At 67.7% G+C, this 20,482-nt stretch carries 16 protein-coding genes and 1 pseudogene; 10 read left to right on the forward strand and 7 right to left on the reverse strand.

All coding sequences use genetic code 11. The features are described 5' to 3' along the window. Positions 1–5: 5 nt before the first annotated feature. The gene (marP, locus tag ACZYZ9_RS24440; RefSeq protein WP_463828757.1) at positions 6–1,202 is read left to right on the forward strand and encodes an acid resistance serine protease MarP; all 1,197 of its coding nucleotides are present in this window, start codon (positions 6–8) and stop codon (positions 1,200–1,202) included. Here the strand turns inward: marP and ACZYZ9_RS24445 are convergent. Together ACZYZ9_RS24445 and ACZYZ9_RS24450 are read right to left on the reverse strand one after the other, a co-directional pair. Continuing rightward, positions 1,195–2,139 (reverse strand): alpha/beta fold hydrolase, encoded by a 945-nt coding sequence (locus tag ACZYZ9_RS24445; RefSeq protein ID WP_463828758.1) that lies wholly within the window; start codon positions 2,137–2,139, stop codon positions 1,195–1,197. The two genes, marP and ACZYZ9_RS24445, sit on opposite strands and share 8 nt — an antisense overlap. Beyond that, complete coding sequence (locus tag ACZYZ9_RS24450) at positions 2,140–2,664, reverse strand: phage holin family protein (RefSeq protein WP_463828759.1); 525 nt, start codon at positions 2,662–2,664, stop codon at positions 2,140–2,142. Positions 2,665–2,909: 245 nt separating this feature from the next. Between ACZYZ9_RS24450 and ACZYZ9_RS24455 the strand changes: the two genes are divergently transcribed. Next, positions 2,910–3,572: a S1 family peptidase gene (locus tag ACZYZ9_RS24455; RefSeq protein WP_463828772.1), complete on the forward strand. Its 663-nt coding sequence runs from the start codon at positions 2,910–2,912 to the stop codon at positions 3,570–3,572. A gap of 1 nt (position 3,573) precedes the next feature. Here ACZYZ9_RS24455 and acs read toward each other — a convergent pair whose 3' ends face one another. After that, positions 3,574–5,526 (reverse strand): acetate--CoA ligase, encoded by a 1,953-nt coding sequence (acs, locus tag ACZYZ9_RS24460; protein ID WP_463828760.1) that lies wholly within the window; start codon positions 5,524–5,526, stop codon positions 3,574–3,576. A 26-nt stretch (positions 5,527–5,552) separates the two neighbouring features. On the opposite strand from acs, the gene ACZYZ9_RS24465 reads away from it, so the two are divergent. The 5 genes from ACZYZ9_RS24465 to ACZYZ9_RS24485 are packed head-to-tail and all read left to right on the forward strand — an operon-like array spanning position 5,553 to position 11,324. Beyond that, positions 5,553–7,163: a peptide ABC transporter substrate-binding protein gene (locus ACZYZ9_RS24465; protein ID WP_463828761.1), complete on the forward strand. Its 1,611-nt coding sequence runs from the start codon at positions 5,553–5,555 to the stop codon at positions 7,161–7,163. A gap of 1 nt (position 7,164) precedes the next feature. Next, complete coding sequence (locus tag ACZYZ9_RS24470) at positions 7,165–8,091, forward strand: ABC transporter permease (RefSeq protein WP_463828762.1); 927 nt, start codon at positions 7,165–7,167, stop codon at positions 8,089–8,091. Then, positions 8,084–8,905, forward strand: coding sequence for an ABC transporter permease (locus ACZYZ9_RS24475; protein WP_463828763.1), 822 nt, complete (start codon positions 8,084–8,086; stop codon positions 8,903–8,905). The genes ACZYZ9_RS24470 and ACZYZ9_RS24475 overlap by 8 nt, the downstream gene beginning before the upstream one ends. Next, on the forward strand, positions 8,902–10,536 hold the full coding sequence (locus ACZYZ9_RS24480; protein WP_463828764.1) for a dipeptide ABC transporter ATP-binding protein: 1,635 nt from the start codon (positions 8,902–8,904) through the stop codon (positions 10,534–10,536). Before ACZYZ9_RS24475 ends, ACZYZ9_RS24480 begins: the two co-directional genes overlap by 4 nt. 35 nt (positions 10,537–10,571) lie before the next feature. Beyond that, positions 10,572–11,324: a Fic family protein gene (locus ACZYZ9_RS24485; RefSeq protein WP_463828773.1), complete on the forward strand. Its 753-nt coding sequence runs from the start codon at positions 10,572–10,574 to the stop codon at positions 11,322–11,324. Between the two features lie 458 nt (positions 11,325–11,782). On the opposite strand, the gene ACZYZ9_RS24490 is transcribed toward ACZYZ9_RS24485, so the two are convergent. Further along, positions 11,783–12,640: an HAD-IB family hydrolase gene (locus ACZYZ9_RS24490; RefSeq protein WP_463828765.1), complete on the reverse strand. Its 858-nt coding sequence runs from the start codon at positions 12,638–12,640 to the stop codon at positions 11,783–11,785. Positions 12,641–13,122: 482 nt separating this feature from the next. Between ACZYZ9_RS24490 and ssd the strand changes: the two genes are divergently transcribed. Both ssd and ACZYZ9_RS24500 read left to right on the forward strand, forming a co-directional pair. Continuing rightward, positions 13,123–14,175 (forward strand): septum site-determining protein Ssd, encoded by a 1,053-nt coding sequence (gene ssd / locus ACZYZ9_RS24495; RefSeq protein ID WP_463828774.1) that lies wholly within the window; start codon positions 13,123–13,125, stop codon positions 14,173–14,175. Then, a pseudogene (locus ACZYZ9_RS24500) lies at positions 14,172–15,158 on the forward strand (TadA family conjugal transfer-associated ATPase); the annotation flags it as partial. The gene ssd and the pseudogene ACZYZ9_RS24500, both read left to right, overlap by 4 nt. A 230-nt stretch (positions 15,159–15,388) precedes the next feature. Here ACZYZ9_RS24500 and ACZYZ9_RS24505 read toward each other — a convergent pair. The 3 genes from ACZYZ9_RS24505 to ACZYZ9_RS24515 all read right to left on the reverse strand — a co-directional run bounded on the left by ACZYZ9_RS24505 (position 15,389) and on the right by ACZYZ9_RS24515 (position 19,558). After that, positions 15,389–15,985, reverse strand: coding sequence for a TetR/AcrR family transcriptional regulator (locus ACZYZ9_RS24505; RefSeq protein ID WP_065119148.1), 597 nt, complete (start codon positions 15,983–15,985; stop codon positions 15,389–15,391). A 21-nt stretch (positions 15,986–16,006) separates the two neighbouring features. Next, complete coding sequence (locus ACZYZ9_RS24510) at positions 16,007–19,090, reverse strand: MMPL/RND family transporter (protein ID WP_081282177.1); 3,084 nt, start codon at positions 19,088–19,090, stop codon at positions 16,007–16,009. Positions 19,091–19,249: 159 nt separating this feature from the next. Next, the gene (locus ACZYZ9_RS24515) at positions 19,250–19,558 is read right to left on the reverse strand and encodes a hypothetical protein (protein ID WP_065035912.1); all 309 of its coding nucleotides are present in this window, start codon (positions 19,556–19,558) and stop codon (positions 19,250–19,252) included. A gap of 155 nt (positions 19,559–19,713) precedes the next feature. Between ACZYZ9_RS24515 and ACZYZ9_RS24520 the strand changes: the two genes are divergently transcribed. Next, on the forward strand, positions 19,714–20,337 hold the full coding sequence (locus ACZYZ9_RS24520; protein WP_065035913.1) for a TetR/AcrR family transcriptional regulator: 624 nt from the start codon (positions 19,714–19,716) through the stop codon (positions 20,335–20,337). The last annotated feature ends 145 nt before the right edge of the window (positions 20,338–20,482 follow it).

Below are 20,482 nucleotides of genomic sequence, written 5' to 3' on the forward strand. Positions count from 1 at the left end.
ACTCGATGAGCCCGTCGCAGTGGCTGGACATCGCGATCCTGGCGGTGGCTCTGATCGCAGCGATCTCCGGGTGGCGGTCCGGCGCGCTGGGGTCGGTGCTGTCGTTCGCGGGTGTCTTGCTGGGCGCGGTCGCCGGGGTGCTGCTGGCGCCGCACATCGTCAGCCATATCGCCGCGCCGCGGGCGAAGTTGTTCGCCGCGCTGTTCCTGATCCTGGCGCTGGTGGTAGTCGGTGAGGTCGCCGGCGTGGTGCTGGGACGCGCGGTGCGCGGGGCGATCCGCAACAAGCCGATCCGCACCATCGACTCGGTGATCGGCGTAGCTATCCAGCTCCAGGTGGTGTTGACCGCGGCCTGGTTGCTGGCCACCCCGCTGACGCAGTCCAAGGACCAGCCCGAACTCGCCGCCGCGGTGAAGGGTTCGCAGGTGCTCGCCACGGTCAATGACGTGGCCCCGTCGTGGCTGAAACAGCCGCTGCGGCAACGGCTCTCGGGCCTGCTGAACACCTCCGGGCTGCCCGCGGTGCTGGAACCCTTCAGCCGCACCCCGGTCATCCCGGTCGCCTCCCCGGATCCGGCGCTGGCCAACAACCCGGTGGTGGCCGCCGTCGCGCCCAGCGTCGTCAAGATCCGCAGCATCGCGCAGAGCTGCCAGAAAGTGCTCGAAGGCACCGGATTCGTGATCTCCCCGGAACGGGTGATGACGAACGCGCACGTGGTCGCGGGGTCCAACAGCGTCTCGATCCAGGCCAACGGCAAGACCCTCGATGCCACCGTGGTGTCCTACGACTCGGCGGTGGACATCGCCATCCTCGCGGTGCCGGGCCTGCAGGCCACGCCGCTGGTCTTCGAGTACTCTCCCGCCAAGACCGGCACCGACGTGGTGGTACTGGGTTATCCGGGTGGCGGCAACTTCACCGCCTCCCCGGCCCGGATCCGCGAGCGGATCAAGCTCAGCGGACCGGACATCTACCGCAGCCCACAGCCGGTCACCCGGGATGTCTACACCATCCGGGCCAATGTGGAACAGGGCGATTCGGGTGGGCCGCTGGTCGACCTCGACGGCAACGTGCTCGGCGTGGTGTTCGGCGCAGCGGTCGACGACGCCGACACCGGATTCGTGTTGACGGCCGACGAGGTGCGCAGTCAGCTGGGCAGGATCGGCGCGAGCCAGCCGGTGGCCACCGGAGCCTGCGTCAACTGACCCGGTGCACCTGATCGAGGAACCGCATGAGGTGTCGGGTGACTTCCCGCGGCGCCTCTTCGTGGCTGAAATGCCCGGCGCCGGTGACCGAGATGTAGCGGCCGTGCGGCGCGTAGCGCTGGGTGCGTTCCACCGGGGCGGCCAGCACATAGGGGTCGGCGTCGCCGCGGATGTGCAGTAGCGGGACAGCGAGCGGGGCGACCATCGATTTGATGAAGCGGTGTCCCTCGCTGCGCAACTGGCTGCGTACCGCCCAGCGCTGATATTCCAGCGCGCAGTGCGCGGCCCCCGGGATCCGGATGGCGGTGCGCAGATACCCGATGGTCTGGGAAAAATCTGCGGAGGCAACCCATGGAGAGCTGCTGCGGCTGCGGACCAGGCGCTCGATCTCGGCACCGTTGTGTTTGGTGAGCGACCGCTCGGGCCACCACGGCGCCTGATACCGCAGCAGGGTGGGCAGCAGCGCGCGACCCTGGTCGCGCCGGGCCAGCGTGGAGCGGCGCAGGGCGGCCGGGTGGGGCGAGCTGATCAGACCGATGGCGCGCACCAGCCGCGAGTGCAGCAGCGCGGTGGCCCAGCAGGCCAGTCCGCCGTCGGCGTGGCCGATCAGCGTCGCCGAAGAGTGGCCGAGCGCCCGGATGAGACCCGCCGTATCGCCGGCCAACGTCCAGCCGTCGTAGCCGCGGGGCGGCTTGTCGCTACCGCCGTATCCGCGCAGGTCGACCGCGACCACCCGCGCGCCGGTCAAGTCCCGCAGTTGGTGCCGCCAGGACCACCAGAACGAGCCGAAGCCGTGCAGCAGGATCACCAGCGGCCGCCCGGTGGCCGGTATGCCGGCGTCAGCCTCCACGACGTGGAACCGGATGCCGTTGGCATGCACGTCCAGATGCCGCCACGGCCCGTCGATCCGGACCATCGACGGATCGGGAGCCGCCATCTACCAACCCGAGGGATCGGCGGGCGTCTTGGCGTCGGCCGTGATCGCCTTGGACTGCGGTGCCGCGGCAAGGTTCTTGTCGTGCCCCGGAGTGAACGCGGTGCGCGCCTCTTTCACCGATTCGATGGTCTGCTGCGGGCCGCGGATTCGGCGAACCTTGAGGAAACCGAACAGCGCGAGCACGGCGGTGACCACCACCATGATCGCGAAGACGATCAGGAACGCCGCCCAGCGCCACAGCCAGGTGTCGAGGAGTTCGGCGAGGAAGAAGAACAAGAAGAAGGTGGAGTAGAACAAGATGACGAGCGCGGAGATGAAGAAGACGCTGCCGGTCAGCCCTTTCTTGACATCCCGGGTGATCTCGGCGCGGGCCAATTCCACCTCGGCGCGCACCAGCGTCGACATCTGCGTCGTGACGTCCTTGATGAGGTCGCCCACCGACGGGTCGCCGACCCTGGCATGTGGGTCGGCCAGCGGAATCGTGGTCAGCGTGTTGGGCACACCGTTCTTGTCGGGTTTGCTCACAGACGATCCTCTCCGTTGCAACGCCCCTGCAGCTCCGGTGGCGCGTCAGTCGTCGCGGTTCATGTTGCCATGTGGCCCGATGCCCGACGAGGCCAGCCGAACCCGCGGCGAACCCGGCCAATACACTGGGCGGACTGTTCTCCGAACCTCTCATCCATCTTCTTCCTCTTTTCGACCATCCTGACGGGAGTATCACTTTGCAGAAGGCGCCCAGCGGCCGAAAGCCCCTCCGGGTCGCGGCGGTGATGGCCGCGTTCCTGGGCCTTCTGATCCTGCCCGTCAGCACCGCGGCCGCCGACGACAAAGTCCCGCTCGGCGCCGGTGCGGGCATCGTCGTCAACACCGGCACCCTGTGCACGCTGACCGCCATCGGGCACGACAAGTTCGGCGACCTCATCGGGTTCAGCTCCGCGCACTGCGGGGGTCCCGGCGCGCCGGTCGCCGCCGAGGGGGCCGAGAACCGGGGCCAGGTGGGCACCATGGTCGCCGGCAACGACGGTCTGGACTACGCGGTGATCAGGTTCGATCCGGCCAAGGTGACGCCGGTGGCGAACTTCAACGGCTTTGCCGTCAACGGCATCGGCCCCGAACCAACGGCCGGTCAGGTCGCCTGCAAGCAGGGCCGCACCACCGGCAACTCGTGCGGGGTGACCTGGGGACCCGGGCAGGACCCAGGCACCATCCTGATGCAGGTCTGCGGTGGACCGGGGGATTCCGGTGCGCCGGTGACGGTGGACAACATGCTGGTCGGGATGATTCACGGCGCTTTCAGCGACAATCTGCCCACCTGTGTCACCAAGTACATCCCGCTCCACACGCCCGCGGTGGTGATGTCGATCAATGCCGACCTGGCCGACATCAACGCCAAGAACCGGCCCGGTTCAGGATTCGTGCCGATCGCCGACTGAGCTACTTCGCCTCGCGGATCGCGTCGAATACATCGGGGTCCAGCAACGTCGAGGTGTCGCCCAGTTCCCGGTTCTCGGCGATGTCGCGCAACAGTCGCCGCATGATCTTGCCGCTGCGGGTCTTGGGCAGCTCGGGCACGATGTGGACCTCGCGCGGCTTGGCGATCGGGGAGATCTCGTGGGCGACCTCGCCGCGTAGATCCTCGACGGTACGGTCGCTGGCTTCATAGTCTTCCCGCAGCACGACGAACGCGCAGATGGCCTGGCCGGTGGTGTCGTCGGTGACCCCGACCACCGCGGCCTCGGCCACTCCGGAATGTCCGACGAGCGCGGACTCCACCTCGGCGGTGGAGATCCGGTGCCCGGATATGTTCATCACGTCGTCGATGCGGCCCAGCACCCAGATGTCGCCGTCGGGGTCGAAGCGGGCGCCGTCGCCGGCGAAGTAGTAGCCGTGCTCGGCGTACTTGGACCAGTAGGTCTTCTGGTACCGCTCCGGGTCGCCCCAGATACCGCGCAACATCCCCGGCCACGGCTGGTCCAGAACGAGGTAACCGGTGACGTGCTCTTCCCCCTCCTTGTCGGGAGGTAGCGGTTCGCCGTGGTCGTCGACGATCTTCGCCGAGATGCCGGGCAGCGCCGCCATCGCCGAACCGGGTTTCGCGGCGGCCACGCCGGGCAGCGGGGAGATCATCGCCGCACCGGTCTCGGTCTGCCACCAGGTGTCGATTACCGGCACCCGCCCGCCGCCGATCACGTCGCGGTACCAGCGCCAGGCTTCGGGATTGATGATCTCGCCGACCGTGCCCAGCAGTCGCACGCTGGACAGGTCATGCGCGTCCGGAATCTCCCGCCCCCACTTCATGAACGTGCGGATCAGCGTAGGAGCCGTGTAATAGATTGTGACGCCGTATCTTTCGATGATCTCGAAATGCCGGTGCTGGCTCGGGGTGTTCGGGGTGCCCTCGTAGAGCACCTCGGTGATGCCGCTGGACAGCGGCCCGTAGACGCCGTAGGTGTGTCCGGTGACCCAGCCGATGTCGGCGGTGCACCAGAACACGTCGCTGTCCGGCTTGACGTCGAAGATCGCGTGCATGGTGTAGGCGCACTGGGTCAGGTAACCGCCGCTGGTGTGCACGATCCCTTTGGGCTTGCCGGTGGTGCCCGAGGTGTAGAGCAGGAACAACGGCTGCTCGGCATCGAAGGCCTCGGCCACGTGCTCCGGGGCGGCCGCGTCGACGACATCGTGCCACCACAGATCGCGGTCGTCGTCCCAGGACACGTCGACCCCGGTGCGCCGCACCACCAGCACGTGCTCGACCGGGCTGCCGTCGACCGAGACCGCCTCGTCGGCGGCCTCTTTCAGCGGTGCGGGCTTGCCGCGGCGGAACTGGCCGTCGGCGGTGATCAACAGCTTGGCGTCGGCGTCGGCGATCCGGGCCTGCAGCGCGTGCGCGGTGAAGCCGCCAAACACCACGGTGTGCATGACGCCCAGTCGGGCGCAGGCCAGCATCGCGATCACCGCCTCGGGGATCAGCGGTAGGTAGATGGCCACCCGGTCCCCGGCCACCAGGCCGAGGTCGGTCAGCGCGTTGGCCGCCTTGCACACTTCTGTCTGCAGGTCCGCGTAGGTGAAGGTGCGACGGTGGTCGTCGGGCTCGCCTTCCCAGTGGAACGCGACCCGGTCGCCGTGGCCGGCTTCGACATGGCGATCCACACAGTTGTAGGCGACGTTGAGCTTGCCTCCGACGAACCACTTGGCGAACGGCGCGTCCGACCAGTCCAGCACCTCGGTGAACGGCGTCTCCCAGGCCAGCCGGTCGGCCTGTTCGGCCCAGAACGCCAGGCGGTCTTCGGCGGCCTTCTCGTAGAGCTCCGCGCGGGCGTTGGCCTGGTCGACGAAGTGCTCGGGCGGTGGGTAAGTAGACGGGCCTTCGGCGGTGGCGTCTGTCACGTAGCGAGCCTATTAGGGTCGCTGTCATGCGTCGGATGCGGGCCGCGCTGGCCGCCCTGCTGGTGTCTGCTCACTTGGCGGGCTGTGGCGGCGGCATGCTGACACCCGAGGTGGTGGTGGTCAATGGTGCCGAGCCACCCAACCCGCTGATCCCGACCGGCACCAACGACTCCAACGGCGGCCGCATCATCGACCGGTTGTTCGCGGGCCTGATGTCGTACGACGCGGCGGGCCGGCCATCCCCGGAGGTGGCCGAGTCGATCGAGAGCACCGACAACATCAACTACCGCATTGTGCTCAAACCGGGATGGAAGTTCACCGACGGCTCGCCGGTCACCGCTCATTCGTTCGTCGACGCGTGGAACTACGGGGCGTTGAGCGCCAACGCCCAACTGCAGCAGAACTTCTTCAGCCCGATCGCCGGCTACGACGAAGTGGCTGGCCCACCCGGGGACGGCCGGCCTACCAGCATGTCCGGGCTGCGCGTCGTCAACGATCTCGAGTTCACCGTCCGGCTGCAGGCACCGACCATCGACTTCATCATGAGCCTGGGGCACAGCGCCTTCTACCCGTTGCCGCCCATGGCATTTCGCGACATGGCGGCATTCGGCCGCAGCCCGGTCGGCAACGGGCCTTACCGGCTCGCCGACAGTGCCGACGGGCCGGCATGGGAACACAACGTCAAGATCGACCTGGTGCCCAACCCCGACTACCACGGCAACCGCAAGCCGCACAACAAAGGTCTGCGGTTCGAGTTCTACGCCAACCTGGACACCGCGTACGCCGACCTGCTGTCGGGCAATCTGGATGTGCTGGATACGATTCCGTCCAGCGCGTTGCCTATCTATCAGCGCGACCTGGGTGGCAATGCCGTCAAGGCGCCGGTCGCGGTCAGCCAGTCGGTGGACACACCGCTGCGGTTGCCCCACTTCGGCGGCGAGGAGGGCCGGTTGCGCCGACTGGCCCTGTCGGCGGCCATCAACCGCCCGCAGATCTGCCAACAGATATTCAGCGGAACACGGCAGCCGGCAAGGGATTTCACTGCCAGCTCGCTGCCGGGGTTCGACCCGAACATTCCGGGAAGCGATGCGTTGGACTTCAATCCTGCTCGCGCGCAGCAACTCTGGGCACAGGCCAATGCCATCTCGCCGTGGACGGGACGGTACGCGATCGCCTACAACGCCGACAGCGGTCATCAGGAGTGGGTGGACGCGGTGGCCAACAGCATCAAGAACGTGCTCGGTATTGACGCGGCCGGGGCGCCACAGCCCACGTTCGCCGGGTTCCGCACCCAAATCACCAACCGGACCATCAATACGGCCTTCCGAGCCGGCTGGATCGGGGACTACCCGTCGATGATCGAATTCCTCGCACCGCTCTACGCCACCGGCGCCGGTTCCAACGATGTGGGGTACTCCAGTCGGGAGTTCGACGCCGCGCTGGCCGCCGCCGAAGCGGCGCCCGACGTGCACGAGGCCGATCTTCGGGTCAACATCGCACAGCGAATTCTGTTGCGCGACATGCCTGCCATTCCGCTGTGGTACTACATCAGTGTGATCGGTTGGTCGGCTCAGGTGAGCAATGTGCAGCCCACCTGGAACGGTCTGCCCGACTACGAGAACCTGCACAAGGGCTGACATGGGCTGGTATGTGCTGCGCCGGATCGCGGTGATGGTGCCGGTTTTCCTGGGCGCCACCCTGCTGATCTACGGCATGGTGTTCCTGCTGCCCGGCGATCCGGTGGCCGCCATCGCCGGCGACCGGCCGCTGAGCCCGGCGGTCGCCGCGCAACTACGCGCCCAATACCACCTCGACGACCCGTTCCTGGTGCAGTACCTGCGCTACCTGGGTGGCCTGCTGCACGGCGATCTGGGCCGCGCGTACTCCGGTCTTCCGGTCAGCGCCGTTCTGGCACATGCCTTTCCGGTGACGATACGGCTGGCGCTGATCGCTCTGGTGGTGGAGGCGGTGCTGGGGATCGGGTTCGGCGTGATCGCCGGACTGCGCCAGGGCGGTGTCTTCGATGCCACGGTGCTGGTCGCCGGACTGGTCATCATCGCGATCCCGATTTTCGTGTTGGGCTTCCTGGCGCAGTTCGTGTTCGGGGTCCGGCTGGGGTGGGCGCCCGTCACGGTCGGGGGACGGGCCAGCTTCGACCGGCTGCTGCTGCCCGGCATCGTTCTGGGTCTGGTGTCCTTCGCCTACGTGGTGCGGCTGACCCGCTCCGCAGTGGCCGCCAATGCCCACGCCGACTATGTGCGCACCGCCACCGCCAAGGGGTTGTCGCGGTCGCGGGTGGTCACCGTGCACATCCTGCGCAATTCGCTGATCCCGGTGGTGACGTTCCTGGGTGCCGACCTGGGCGCGCTGATGGGTGGCGCCATCGTGACCGAAGGGATTTTCAACATCCACGGCGTCGGCGGTGTGCTGTATCAGGCGGTCACCAGGCAGGAGGCGCCTACAGTGGTGTCGATCGTCACGGTGCTGGTGCTGATCTACCTGGTGAGCAATCTGCTGGTGGATCTGCTCTACGCCGCGCTGGATCCCAGGATCCGGTATGTATAGGCGACCCAAGTTCGTCATCGCTGCGGCAATGATCGTGCTGATCCTGCTCGTAGCGGCGTTTCCGTCGTTGTTCACCGGGGCCGACCCCACCTACGCCGACCCGGGTCAGAGCCTGCTGCCCCCGTCGGCCGCGCACTGGTTCGGCACGGACCTGCAGGGCCATGACATCTACGCGCGCACCATCTATGGCGCCCGGGCGTCGGTGATGGTCGGGCTCGGCGCAACGATGGCCGTGTTCGTCGTCGGCGGGGTGTTGGGCGCCCTGGCCGGCTTTTACGGTGGCTGGCTCGACGCGGTGGTGTCCCGTCTGACCGACGTGTTCTTCGGGTTGCCGCTGCTGTTGGCCGCCATTGTGCTCATGCAGGTGCTGCGGCACCGAACGGTGTGGACGGTGATCGCCATCCTGGCGTTGTTCGGCTGGCCGCAGGTGGCCAGGATCGCGCGCAGCTCGATTCTCCAGGTACGGGGCAGCGATTACGTGCTGGCGGCGAAAGCATTGGGGCTGGGCAGGTTTCGTATCCTGCTCCGGCATGCGGTGCCGAACGCGATAGGCCCCGTCATCGCGGTGGCCACCATCGCCTTGGGCGCCTTCATCGTGACCGAGGCGACGTTGTCCTACCTCGGTGTCGGGTTACCGCCGTCGGTGGTCTCCTGGGGTGGCGACATCAACGTGGCGCAGATGCGGCTGCGGGCCGGTTCACCCATCCTGTTCTATCCCGCCGGCGCGCTGGCGATCACGGTGCTGGCGTTCATGGTCATGGGGGACGCGCTGCGCGACGGTCTGGATCCGGCGTCCCGGGCGTGGCGGGCATGAGCGCGCTGTTGTCGGTAGCGGGTCTGGAGGTCCGCTTCGGCGACCAGCAGGCGGTCCGCGGGATGTCTTTCTCGGTGTTGCCCGGGCAGACCGTCGCGGTGGTGGGGGAATCGGGGTCGGGCAAGTCCACCGCGGCGGCGGCCGTTCTGGGACTGCTCGCGCCCGGTGGCCGAATCACCGCCGGCCGCATTGTTTTCGACGGCCGCGACATCACCCGGGCCGGTGAACGCGCGATGCGTGACATCCGGGGCCGGGAGATCGGCTATGTGCCGCAGGATCCGATGACCAACCTCAACCCGGTCTGGAAAGTCGGCTTTCAGGTTCGAGAAGCGTTGCGGGCCAATGCCGATGGGCGTGCGGCGCGACGGCGCGCGGTTGAGCTGCTCGCCGAGGCGGGGATGCGCGACCCGGCCCGGCAGGCCGGCCGGTATCCACACCAGCTGTCCGGCGGGATGTGCCAGCGCGCGCTGATCGCGATCGGACTCGCCGGCCGGCCGCGGCTGCTGATCGCAGACGAACCGACGTCGGCGCTGGACGTCACCGTGCAACGCCAGGTCCTCGACCATCTCGGCCACCTCACCGACGAACTGGGGACTGCGCTGCTGCTGATCACCCACGACCTGGCGCTGGCGGCGCAGCGGGCCGAGTCCGTGATCGTGGTGCATCGTGGTGTCGTGGTGGAATCCGGTGCAGCGCAGGAGATTCTGCGCTACCCGCAACACGAGTACACGCGTCGGCTGGTGGCCGCCGCGCCGTCGCTGCGGGCTCGGGACAAGCGCTCAGCCCAGATTCGGGAACGGGTAGCAGCGACGGCGACCGAGCACGCTGGGGGTTCGGCGGACATCCTCGTCGTGTCGGAGTTGACCAAGACCTACCGCGAATCACCCGGCGTGCCGTGGCGTCGCGCGGATTTTCGCGCCGTCGACGCCGTCTCGTTCCGGCTGGCCCGGGCCGGCACCCTGGCCGTGGTCGGCGAGTCGGGCTCGGGCAAGTCGACGCTGGCGCGGATGGTGCTGGGCCTGTTGCGGCCGACGTCGGGCAGCGTGATTTTCGACGGGACCGATATCACCACGCTGGACCGCCGCGCAGAATTGGCGTTTCGCCGTCGGGTGCAGCCGGTCTTCCAGAATCCCTACAGCAGCCTGGACCCGATGTACTCGGTGGCCCGCGCGGTGGAGGAGCCACTGCGGATCCACCGGGTCGGCGACCGTGCCCAGCGTCGGCGGGCGGTGCGCGAATTGCTCGACCAGGTGGCGCTGCCGTCCTCGGTGCTGGACCGGCTGCCCCGCGAACTGTCCGGCGGGCAACGGCAACGGGTGGCGATCGCGCGGGCGCTGGCGCTGCGGCCCGATGTGTTGGTGTGCGACGAGGCGGTCTCCGCGCTCGACGTGCTGGTGCAGGCGCAGATCCTGAACCTGCTGGCCGAACTGCAGGCCGAGCTGGGCCTGACGTATCTGTTCATCAGCCACGATCTGGCGGTGATCCGCCAGATCTCCGACGACGTGCTGGTGATGCGGGACGGTCGGGTGGTCGAACACGCCGCCACCGAACAGGTTTTCACCGCGCCACAGCACGACTACACCCGGCAGTTGTTGGAGGCCATCCCCGGCGCCCCGGCGGCGTCCCGCTAGTTTGGCTCTCTGTGACCGACCCGCTGGCTCCGCTGATGGACCTGCCCGGTGTCGCCGAAGCCAGCGACCGGGCGCGTGAGGCGCTGGGTCGGGCGCACCGGCACCGGGCCAACCTGCGCGGCTGGCCGGTGACCGCCGCCGAGGCGTCGTTGCGCGCGGCACGGGCGTCGTCGGTGCTCGACGGCGGCCCGGTGCGCCTGGACGACGTGGCGGAGGCCGCCACCCAGCACGGTGGCGTCAGTGATCCCGTGTTCGGCGGTGCGCTGCGGGTGGCCCAGGCGCTGGAAGGTGGCAGCGGCCCGCTGATCGCGGTCTGGCAGAAGGCGCCGCTGCAGGCACTGGCCCGATTGCACATGCTTGCCGCCGCCGACCAGGTCGACGCCGACCGGCTCGGCCGGCCGCGGACCGATCCGGAGATCGGTCCGCGCCTCGAGTTGCTGGCCGACCTGGTGACTCGCCCGACAGCAGCATCGGCGGCCGTAGTTGCTGCGGTGGCGCACGGGGAGTTGTTGACGCTCAAGCCATTCGGCAGCGGTGACGGGGTGGTGGCCCGCGCGGTGTCGCGGTTGGTGACGATCGCACGGGGGCTCGATCCGCACGGGCTGGGAGTGCCGGAGGTGAACTGGATGCGGCAGTCCGCCGCGTACCGGGACGCCGCGCTGAAGTTCGCCTCGGGCTCGCCCGACGGAGTCGCGGCGTGGTTGGTGCTGTGTTGCCGGGCGATGAGAGCCGGTGCGCAGGAGGCGCTGATGATTGCTGAATCAGTAACCGGCGGCCCGCCGAAATAACCCTGCGACAAATGCGAAGCGGGCGGCGACACGAAGATTTCGAATCGCCGCCCGCCAACACGGTTCTCGGTTACCAAGCGTGCATTATGTGGGCTGCGTGGGTGGCCTCGGCGCGTTTGCGACACTTCCTGCTGCAGCCCCACCCAAAGGGCCGTCGCGGCATTCCATCTTCGCAATTACGCAGGCCCGCAACACTTCTGCCATTATCGCGGCTATGACTCCGCGTGGGTGCCGGGAACCGTGCTGGGTGCCCGGGTCGGGAGATCGAACCTTCTCTTCCGGATCGACCTTGGCCTCACCGGGCTGCCGTGTCTCCTTTGTACTACTAGAGCACTGGCACAGCAAGGGGCTGACGCCTCAAAGTTGCGCAACGGATTCGGCTCGTGCGCGAAAAGTGTTTGCTGCCGTGGCGTTTGGGAAAGCTGGGGCGACGTCCGTCGGCGCCCTGTCGCCGGAGACTAGAACGCGAAGCGCCGCAACAGCGCGTAGGTGACGGCGCCGGCAGCCACCGCGGTGACACCCACCGCGGCCGTCGTCGCGATCGCGGCACCCGACGGCGCCGGGATCCGGTCGCGCAACGAGACCGGCCGGGAGAACGACAACACCGGCCAGCCGCGGTCCAGGGCCTCCCTGCGCAACCCGCGGTCAGGGTTGACCACCGACGGGTGGCCGACGATCTCCAGCATCGGCAGGTCGGTGATCGAGTCGGAGTACGCGTAGCAGTGCTCCAGCGGATACCCCTCGCGCACGGCCAGCTCGCGGATCGCTTGGACCTTGCCTTCGCCGTAGCAGTAGAACGCGATCTCGCCGGTGTACTTGCCATCCTCGACCACCATCCGGGTCGCCATGGCATGCGTGGCGCCCAGGGCACGGGCGATCGGCGCGACGATCTCCTCACCCGATGCCGATACCACCACGACGTCACGGCCACACAATTTGTGCGCGGCGATCAGATCGGCGGCCTCGGCGAACACCAGCGGCGTCACGATGTCGTGCAGCGTCTCGCTGACGATCGACTTGACCTGTTCGACGTCCCACCCGATGCACATATTGGCCAGGTGAGCTCGCATTCGGTCCATCTGGTCATGATCTGCCCCGGAGAGCAGGAAGATGAATTGCGCGTAGCTGGACTTCAAAACGGCACGACGGTTAAGCAGCCCCTGCGCAAAGAAGGGTTTGCTGAACGCCAGCGTGCTCGACTTGGCGATGATGGTCTTGTCCAAATCGAAGAAAGCGGCGGTGCGCAGGCCCGGCACTGTCGGTCCCGGTATTTGCGGCGAGACTTGCTGCTGCGCGGCCGGGTCGGGGACGGTCACCGATCCAGCATAGGTCCGGGATGCGGCAAACCCGTGATCTCCGGCCCGAATCGAGCACGCGAATACGAAGGGTGTCTTTCTCCGGTCGGTGTTTTCACGGCTCAGGCGGCACTTTCGGTTGGTTGAGTACTTGCGTGAAGCCCGGCTGGCATGTGTATAGTAAGCATTACTCGGCCGTGAGCCGAGGGTGTATCAGCCCGACCCCCCGGGGCTGATACACGACGACCCTCGCCTCCTCCCCCCCTGGCGGGGGTCGTCCCTTTTCTGGGGTAAAAAATTCACCGCTACGGGTCTCAGAACCCGTTTGTCGACCATTGCCGAAATAGCGCTTGGTCGCGAAGTCGCGCCATTCAGCGAACATTTGTACACAGACCGGACTTTCTCCACAAATTGGCCTTCGGCACTGGCGGGCAATACCGGTGGCGCGCCAGCGTAGAAGGGTGACCAATTCCCCGCGCACCGCCGGCTCCGGCGTGCTGGCGATGCTGACCGATTCGCATCTGCGCGAGGAGCTGGATCGCGTCGGCGCCGCCGTCGGCGCGCGGGTGGTGCATACCGGTGCCCACACCCCGGTGAGCAGGAAAACGTGGCTGGCCGCGGCCGCGGTGGTGCTCGATTCGGACGCAGCGCAGTGCTGTGCGCAGTCCGCCCTGCCCCGTCGCGCCCACGTGAGCGTGTTGACCGGTGCTGAGTCCGGCACGGCGACCTGGGCGGCCGCCGTCGCCGTCGGCGCCGAGCAGGTGCTGCGGATGCCCGAGCAGGAAGCGGACCTGGTGTGCGCACTGGCGGAAGCGGCCGAATCGGCGCGTGATGTCAGGCGGCGTGGCCAGGTCCTTGCGGTCGTCGGCGGCTGCGGCGGGGCGGGGGCATCGCTGTTCGCCGCCGCCGTCGCGGAGGTCGCCGGAGAGTCGCTGCTACTCGACCTGGATCCGTGGGGTGGCGGCATCGACCTGTTGATGGGCGACGAGGCGTCGCCGGGGTTGCGGTGGCCCGACCTGGCGCTGCAGGGTGGTCGGCTGAACTGGTCGGCGGTGCGGGACGTGCTGCCGCGGCGCCGCGAGATCAGTGTCCTGTCCGGGACCCGGCACGGCCGCGAGCTGGACGCCGCACCGGTGGAGGCGATCGCCGAAGCCGGCCGCCGCGGCGGAGTCACCGTGGTGTGCGACCTGCCGCGGCGTCTGTCCGAGGCCAGCCACGTCGCACTGGCCGCCGCCGATCTGGTGGTGCTGGTCAGCCGGTGTGATGTGCGGGCTTGCGCAGCCACTGCCACGATCGCGCCGGTGCTGGCCGCGATCAATCCGAATGTGGGCGCGGTGGTGCGCGGTCCGTCCCCAGGGGGGTTGCGTGCGGCCGAGGTCGCCGAGATCGCGGGCGTGCCGTTGCTGGCATCGATGCGTGCCGAACCGCACCTCGCCGAACGACTGGAGCACGCCGGGCTGCGGCTGGGGCGGCGATCGGCGTTGGCGGCGGCGGCGCGCCGCGTCGTCGGCGTGTTGGCAAGCGGCCGAACGACGCTGGACGGCCGCGCGGCATGAACGGCTCGCTGATCGAACGCGTCCGGGAACGGCTGGCAACCGAGTCGGGACCGCTGCGGCCTAATGTGGTGGCCGCGGCGATTCGCGCCGAGTCCGGCGGCATTCTCGGCGACACCGAGGTGCTGGCGAACCTGCGGCTGCTGCAGACCGAACTGACCGGCGCCGGCATCCTGGAACCATTGCTGTGCGCCGACGGCACCACCGATGTCATGGTGACCGCGCCCGACTCGGTGTGGGTTGATGATGGAAACGCATTGCGACGCAGCAATATTCGGTTTCCCGACGAGGCGGCGGTGCGGCGGTTGGCGCAACGGCTGGCGCTGGCGGCCGGCCAGCGGCTCGACGATGCCCAGCCGTGGGTGGACGGACAGCTGGCCGGGATCGGCGCACGCGGGTTCGCGGTGCGCCTGCACGCGGTGTTGCCGCCGGTGGCGGCGGGCGGTACCTGCCTGTCCCTGCGGGTGTTGCGGCCGGCAACGCAGGATCTCGCGGCGCTGGCCGCCGCCGGGGCGTTGACCCCCGTAGCCGCCGAGCTGGTGGCCGGGATCATCGCCGCCCGGCTGGCGTTCCTGGTGTGCGGTGGCACCGGGGCCGGCAAGACGACGCTGTTGGCCGCGATGCTCGGCGCGGTCTCACCGGCCGAGCGGATCGTGTGCGTCGAGGATGCCGCCGAGTTGGCGCCGGCACATCCACATCTGGTGAAGCTGGTCGCGCGGCGGGCCAACGTCGAAGGCGTCGGTGAGGTGACCGTGCGCCAACTCGTCCGCCAGGCGCTGCGCATGCGCCCGGACCGGATCGTGGTCGGAGAGGTCAGAGGCGCCGAAGTGGTCGACCTGCTGGCCGCGCTGAACACCGGACACGAAGGCGGTGCGGGCACCGTGCATGCCAACAGCCCGGGTGAGGTACCGGCCCGGCTGGAGGCACTCGGCGCGCTCGGCGGGCTGGACCGGGCCGCGCTGCACACCCAGCTCGCCGCGGCCGTGTTATCTGTAGGCGGTTAAGGGGTGTTTCTGGTTGTGTCCCATGATGTCGTTGAGGGTGGTTTCCTTCGTGGGGGACAGTGTTATCTGTGGGTCGTATCTGATGGTGGCGGTGTTGTTGAGATTCGTTGGCGTTGCTGGTGGATGGGGCGATGTGAGTAGTGCGTCCTGGGGTCGGTGGGTGGGGTGTGGGGATGGGGCCGCTCAAGCTTCGGCGGGAAGGCGCGGTGCTTTTATTGGAATCCGGCGAGGGTGATGTGAAGGGCGTGTTGTAGTTGGGTGTGCAGTGGCGGGGTGGTGGTGTTGAGCCAGTGTTGGAGCACGATTTGTGCAGTGCTCAGGGCTGTGTGGATGAGCAGTGTGGGGCGGATGTCGGTGGTGGGGTCGGTGTTCATGCGGGTTGCGACCATGGTGGTGAGTTGGCGGGTTTGGTTGTCGCTGAGCAGTGTTGAGCTGTTGAGTAGGTGTGGTGCGGTCTGCAGGGCTTGTTTCCACTGTTGGGAGTGTCGGTTGGCTGTTTCGCCGAGGTGATCGGCGAGGAGGTGGATGAGGGAGGTGGCCGCTGTTTCGGTGTGTGGGCGGGTGTTGTAGGTGGTGGTGATGTGGGCGATGGCTTGTTGGATCGGTGCGGTGAGTAGGTGTTCTTTGTTGGGGGCGTGGCGGTAGTAGGTGCTGATGGAGATGCCGGCGGTGGCGGCGATGTCGTCGGTGGTGACTGCGGAGTAGCCGTGTTGGGCGAAGAGTTGGTGTGCGGTGGCGTGGATGTGGGTGAGTAGTTCGGTGCGGCGTCGGTCTCTGAGGGTGGGGGGTGTGGGGTTGGCGGTGGTCATGGTCGGTCCCGGTGGGTGTGCCTAGGTTTGGGCGGGAGCGGGTTTGTGGCGCAGTGGGTTTCGTTGTGGCCACCAGCTGATTTCGCGGAGCAGGGTGGCGATGGCGGGCACGGTGAGGGTGCGCACGACGAAGGTGTCCAGGAGTAGGCCGCAGCCGATGATGAGTCCGGCTTGGATCATGATTGCTATCGAGCCGATCATGAGGCCGAACATGCTGGCGGCGAAGATGAGTCCGGCGGAGGTGATGACGGAGCCGGTGTTGGCGATGGTGCGGAGCACGCCGACGCGGATGTTGCGGGTGGATTCTTCGCGGAGTCGTGAGATGAGCAGCATGTTGTAGTCGGCGCCGACGGCGACCAGGATGATGAACGCCAGAAGTGGTACGGGCCAGGCAATTTCATTGCCGAGGCCGTATTGGAATACCAGGGTGCCGATTCCTAGTGATGCCCCGTAGTTGAGGATGACGGTGCCTAGTAGGTAGAGCGGTGCGACCAGGGCGCGGAGTAGGACGATCAGGATGAGGCCGACGACGAGCAGGGTGGCGATGGCCATCAGACGGAAGTCGGCGGAGAGCAGGCGTTGGATGTCTGCGTTGACGGCGGGGAATCCGGCGATGGCGATGGTGGTATTGGCCAGTGAGGTGTTGGGGCGTGCTGCGTCGGCGACTTCGGTGAGTCGGCGGGCCAGGGTCATCGCGTCGCTGCTGTAGGGGTCGTAGCTGGATTCGATGGCGTAGCGGGCGGTTTTGCCGTCGCCGGACAGGAAGTGTTTGGCGACGTCGGCGAATTGTTGGTTGTCGAAGACGTCGTTCGGGAGGTAGAAGCCGCTGGCGGTGTCTGTTCCGGTTGCTGAGCGTGCTGATTGTTGGAGTTGGGCGGCGATTTTTCCCATGCCGGAGAGCGTTTCGAGGTTGCTGTCGACGAGGGTGTGGACGCCGGTGGCCAGGGCGTGGGCACCGGATGCGAGTTGGTGGACGCCGGTTTGGAGCTGTCCGATGTTGGCGGCGAGGTCGCCGGAGCCTGCGGCGCCTAAGGCGTTGTCCAGGGTGGTGATGAGCCGGGTCACTTCGGCGAGGGTGCCGCCGCCGGCGTTGGTGTCCGGCTGATAGAGGTCGGCGAGGGTGGTGAGGTGGTCGAAGAATCCGTTGTCGCGCAACGTGATGAGTAGTTGGGCTTGGTCGTGCAGTTGGGTGCATTCGGTGGCGGCGGCGCAGGCGGGCCAGCTGCTGATCGCGGCGATGAGGGGTTCGAGAGTGGCGATGGCGGTTTGGGCTTGTTCGGCTTGGTGGTGTAGTGCGGGTCCAGAGGCGATCGCGTGCTCGACGGTCGGGGCGGTAGTGGAAAGCTCTTGCAGCAGCGACCGCAAACGCTGGGTTTGGATGCCCGCGGTTTGGGCTTTGCCTAAGAGCCCGATCAGCGGGGTCAGCGCGGTGCCCAGGCTGGTGTCGAGTTGGGTGAGCCCGTCGGCGAGCTGGTCGGCGCCGTTGGCGAGTCGGCCCAGATCGCTGCGGCGGGATTGGCCGTCGTTGACCGCGCCGGCGAGCCGGTCGCCGATTTGGCCGTTCTGCCAGGACAGTTGGGCTTGTTCGAGGCGGTTACCGCCGGGGCGGGTAACTCCGGAGACTTTGGTGACACCGGGTAGTTGTGCGATGCGGGAGGCCATTTCGTCGAGGTCGGCCAGTCCTCGGCTGGTGCGCATGTCGGTGGGTGATTGCACGACCAGGAACTCGGTGATCACGGTGTCTTTGCGGAAGTGGCGATCCAGCAGTCGATACCCTTCGTTGCTGGCTGAGGTGGTGGTTTGGCCGTGGCGGTCGTCGTAGCTGATGCGCATGGTGGTCGCCACCGCGCAGAGCGCTAGGACGAAGATCAGGCTGGCTGCCAGCAGCGGCATGGGGCGTCGTACGACGGCCACCGCGATCTGGTTCCAGTAGCGGCGGGTCCGGTCGGTGTTGGGTTCACCGATCCCGCGGCGGGCGGCCAGCGTGAGTACGGGGGGAAACAGGGTGACCGTGGCCGCGAACCCGATGACCACGGCGATGGCGCAGGCCGGGCCGAGTGCGGCGAAGACACTCAGTTCGGCGAAGGTCATGGACAGAAATGCCAGCGCGACGGTGGCGGCGGAGGCCGCGATGACACGGCCGATGGTGGCGGTGGCGTGGATGACCGCGGCCTGGGCGGGCACGTGTTGGCGGCGCTGTTCGTGGTAGCGGCTGATTAGGAACACCGAGTAGTCGGTACCGGCGCCCAGCAGGATCACCGTCATGAACGCAATGGTGAATTGAGAAACCGGCATGCCGGCTTCACCGAGTCCGGAGAGCACACCGCGCCCGACCGCGAGGCTGACACCGATGACCAGCAGCGGCAGCATCGCGGTGAACACCGACCGATAGATCAGCAGCAAGATCATCGCGATCAGCCCGGCGGTGGCCACCGAGATGAGGATCAGATCTTGTTCAGCGGAGTCGATTTGATCGCTGAAGGTGGCCGGCGGGCCGGTGACACGCACGGTGGTCGGCGAGTGCCCGAAAACCTCGGCGACGATCCCGCGTACCGCCCGCACCGATTCCGCGGCACTGGGATCACCGAGGGTTCCGGCCACCCCCACCGGCACATACCATGCTTTGCCGTCCGCGCTGAGGGCTTGCGCTGCGGTGACCGGGTCGGCCAAGAGGTCTTGGACCTGCTGGACGTGGCTGGTGTCGGCCCGTAACCGCTGGATCAGCGCGTCATAGCGCTGCCGGACCGGCGGGGTCAGCCCGCTGGGATCCTCCATCGCGACGAAGATCGTGGTCTTGGAGCCTTGTTCACCGAACGCCGAGCCCATCCGGTCCACGGTCTGCAGCGACGGCGCACCGGGCGGTATCAGATGCACCGACTGGTGCTTGACGACCGTTTCCAGTTGCGGGAAAAGGATCGCCAGCACCACCGCGGCGACGATCCAGGCTCCGATCACCAACGTTGTATGCCGGATCGCGAAGCCCGACAGCCGCGCCAGGCGCTCACTGTAGGTGTCGCGGCCCCGCGCCGCCGCCGCGGCGTCACGCTGCTCCTCGGGGCGGCTCAACGTCGCCATGCCCGCATCGCCCCAGCCCTTGATTACCATCCCGGCCCCCCGGCGGCATTAAGAAAACTGTCGGTATCGCAACAGTACTCTCGGTATCTTCGTGCGGCATCTGGCGAATCGCAACACCCCCGATTGCCGATCGCCGCCTGCCCGCGCGGTCACGCCACTGCCCCCCGCCAGCGGCAGTCGCGACTGCGCTCAGTCCGACATCTCCCGGTTCATCAATTCGTCGTCGAGATAGGAACACGACCGCGGCGGATAGTGGCGGGGACGCACGCGATCGCCCGTGGTCGCGACCCGGGCGTGCCCGAGCTTGGCCAGGTCGTGGCGGACGTGGCGGACCTCCTCGACGAGCGCCACGCCGGGCAGCAGCCGCTTGGCCGCCCGCGCCACCGCTGCGCCGGTGCGCCCGGTAGCTGTTGCAAGCCGCCGTTTCGGCGACGTCGCCGCCGTCGGGCCCTGGATTTGGCGCCGGATGAGTTCCCGGCGTTGTAAGTGATTCACCATGGCCTTACCCCCTCGGTGTTGGCCTGCGCGGCGATGCCAGTACTAATGGTATCTCTCCGATACTAACAGTATCGTTTCGGAGAGCGCCAGTCCCGTAGCGGTGCGGGTCCGCGGTATCGGCGTCAACGCCCAGCGGTGAGGATTACGGTGAACAGGTGGAGTCGGGTGCAGAGGAACGCGTGGTCGATGACGACGACGAGGTGGATCCACGCCTGGCGCGGTCACGGACCCGGCTGCTCGACGCCGCGGCCAAGCTGCTCAGTGCCGGCGGTGTCGAAGCTGTCACCATCGAGGCAGTGACCAAGGCCTCCAAGGTGGCAAGGACCACCCTGTACCGCCACTTCACCAGCTCCACCCACCTGCTGGCCGCCACCTTCGAGCGGCTGCTGCCCCAGGTCAGCCCGCCGCCGGCGCAAGGCCCGCTGCGCGAACAGCTCATCGAGCTGCTGAACCGGCAAGCGGTCCTGTTTCAGGAGGCACCGTTGCACGCCACCACGCTGGCCTGGGTCGCCCTGGGGCCAACACCGCAGCGCCCCGACGAGGTCCGTGACCGCTACGCCCTGCGCGCCCGCGTCGTGGCCCACTATCGGCAGCCTTTCGCCGAGCTGTTGCAAAGCCCTGCCGCCGCCGAACTCGACGACTTCGATGTTGACCTCGCCATGTGCCAACTCGTCGGCCCGATCGCCTTCGCCCGCCTGACCGGCCTGCGCGCCATCAACCGCGAGGACTGCGAACACCTCATCGACGACTTTCTCAACGCCCACGCCCGCACCCGATAACGCCGGCCGGTTCGACGCCGTCGGCAACCAGGGACTCACCGCTGCACCGCCCACCGTTGTGGTACGAAGGTCGCGTCCTAAAGCCGGTGTAAAAGGGGCCGGGCGTAGGTTCTGCTTCGAGACCGCCAAGTCATCGAAGGAAAGG

Source organism: Mycobacterium sp. IDUB_28, assembly GCF_055419285.1.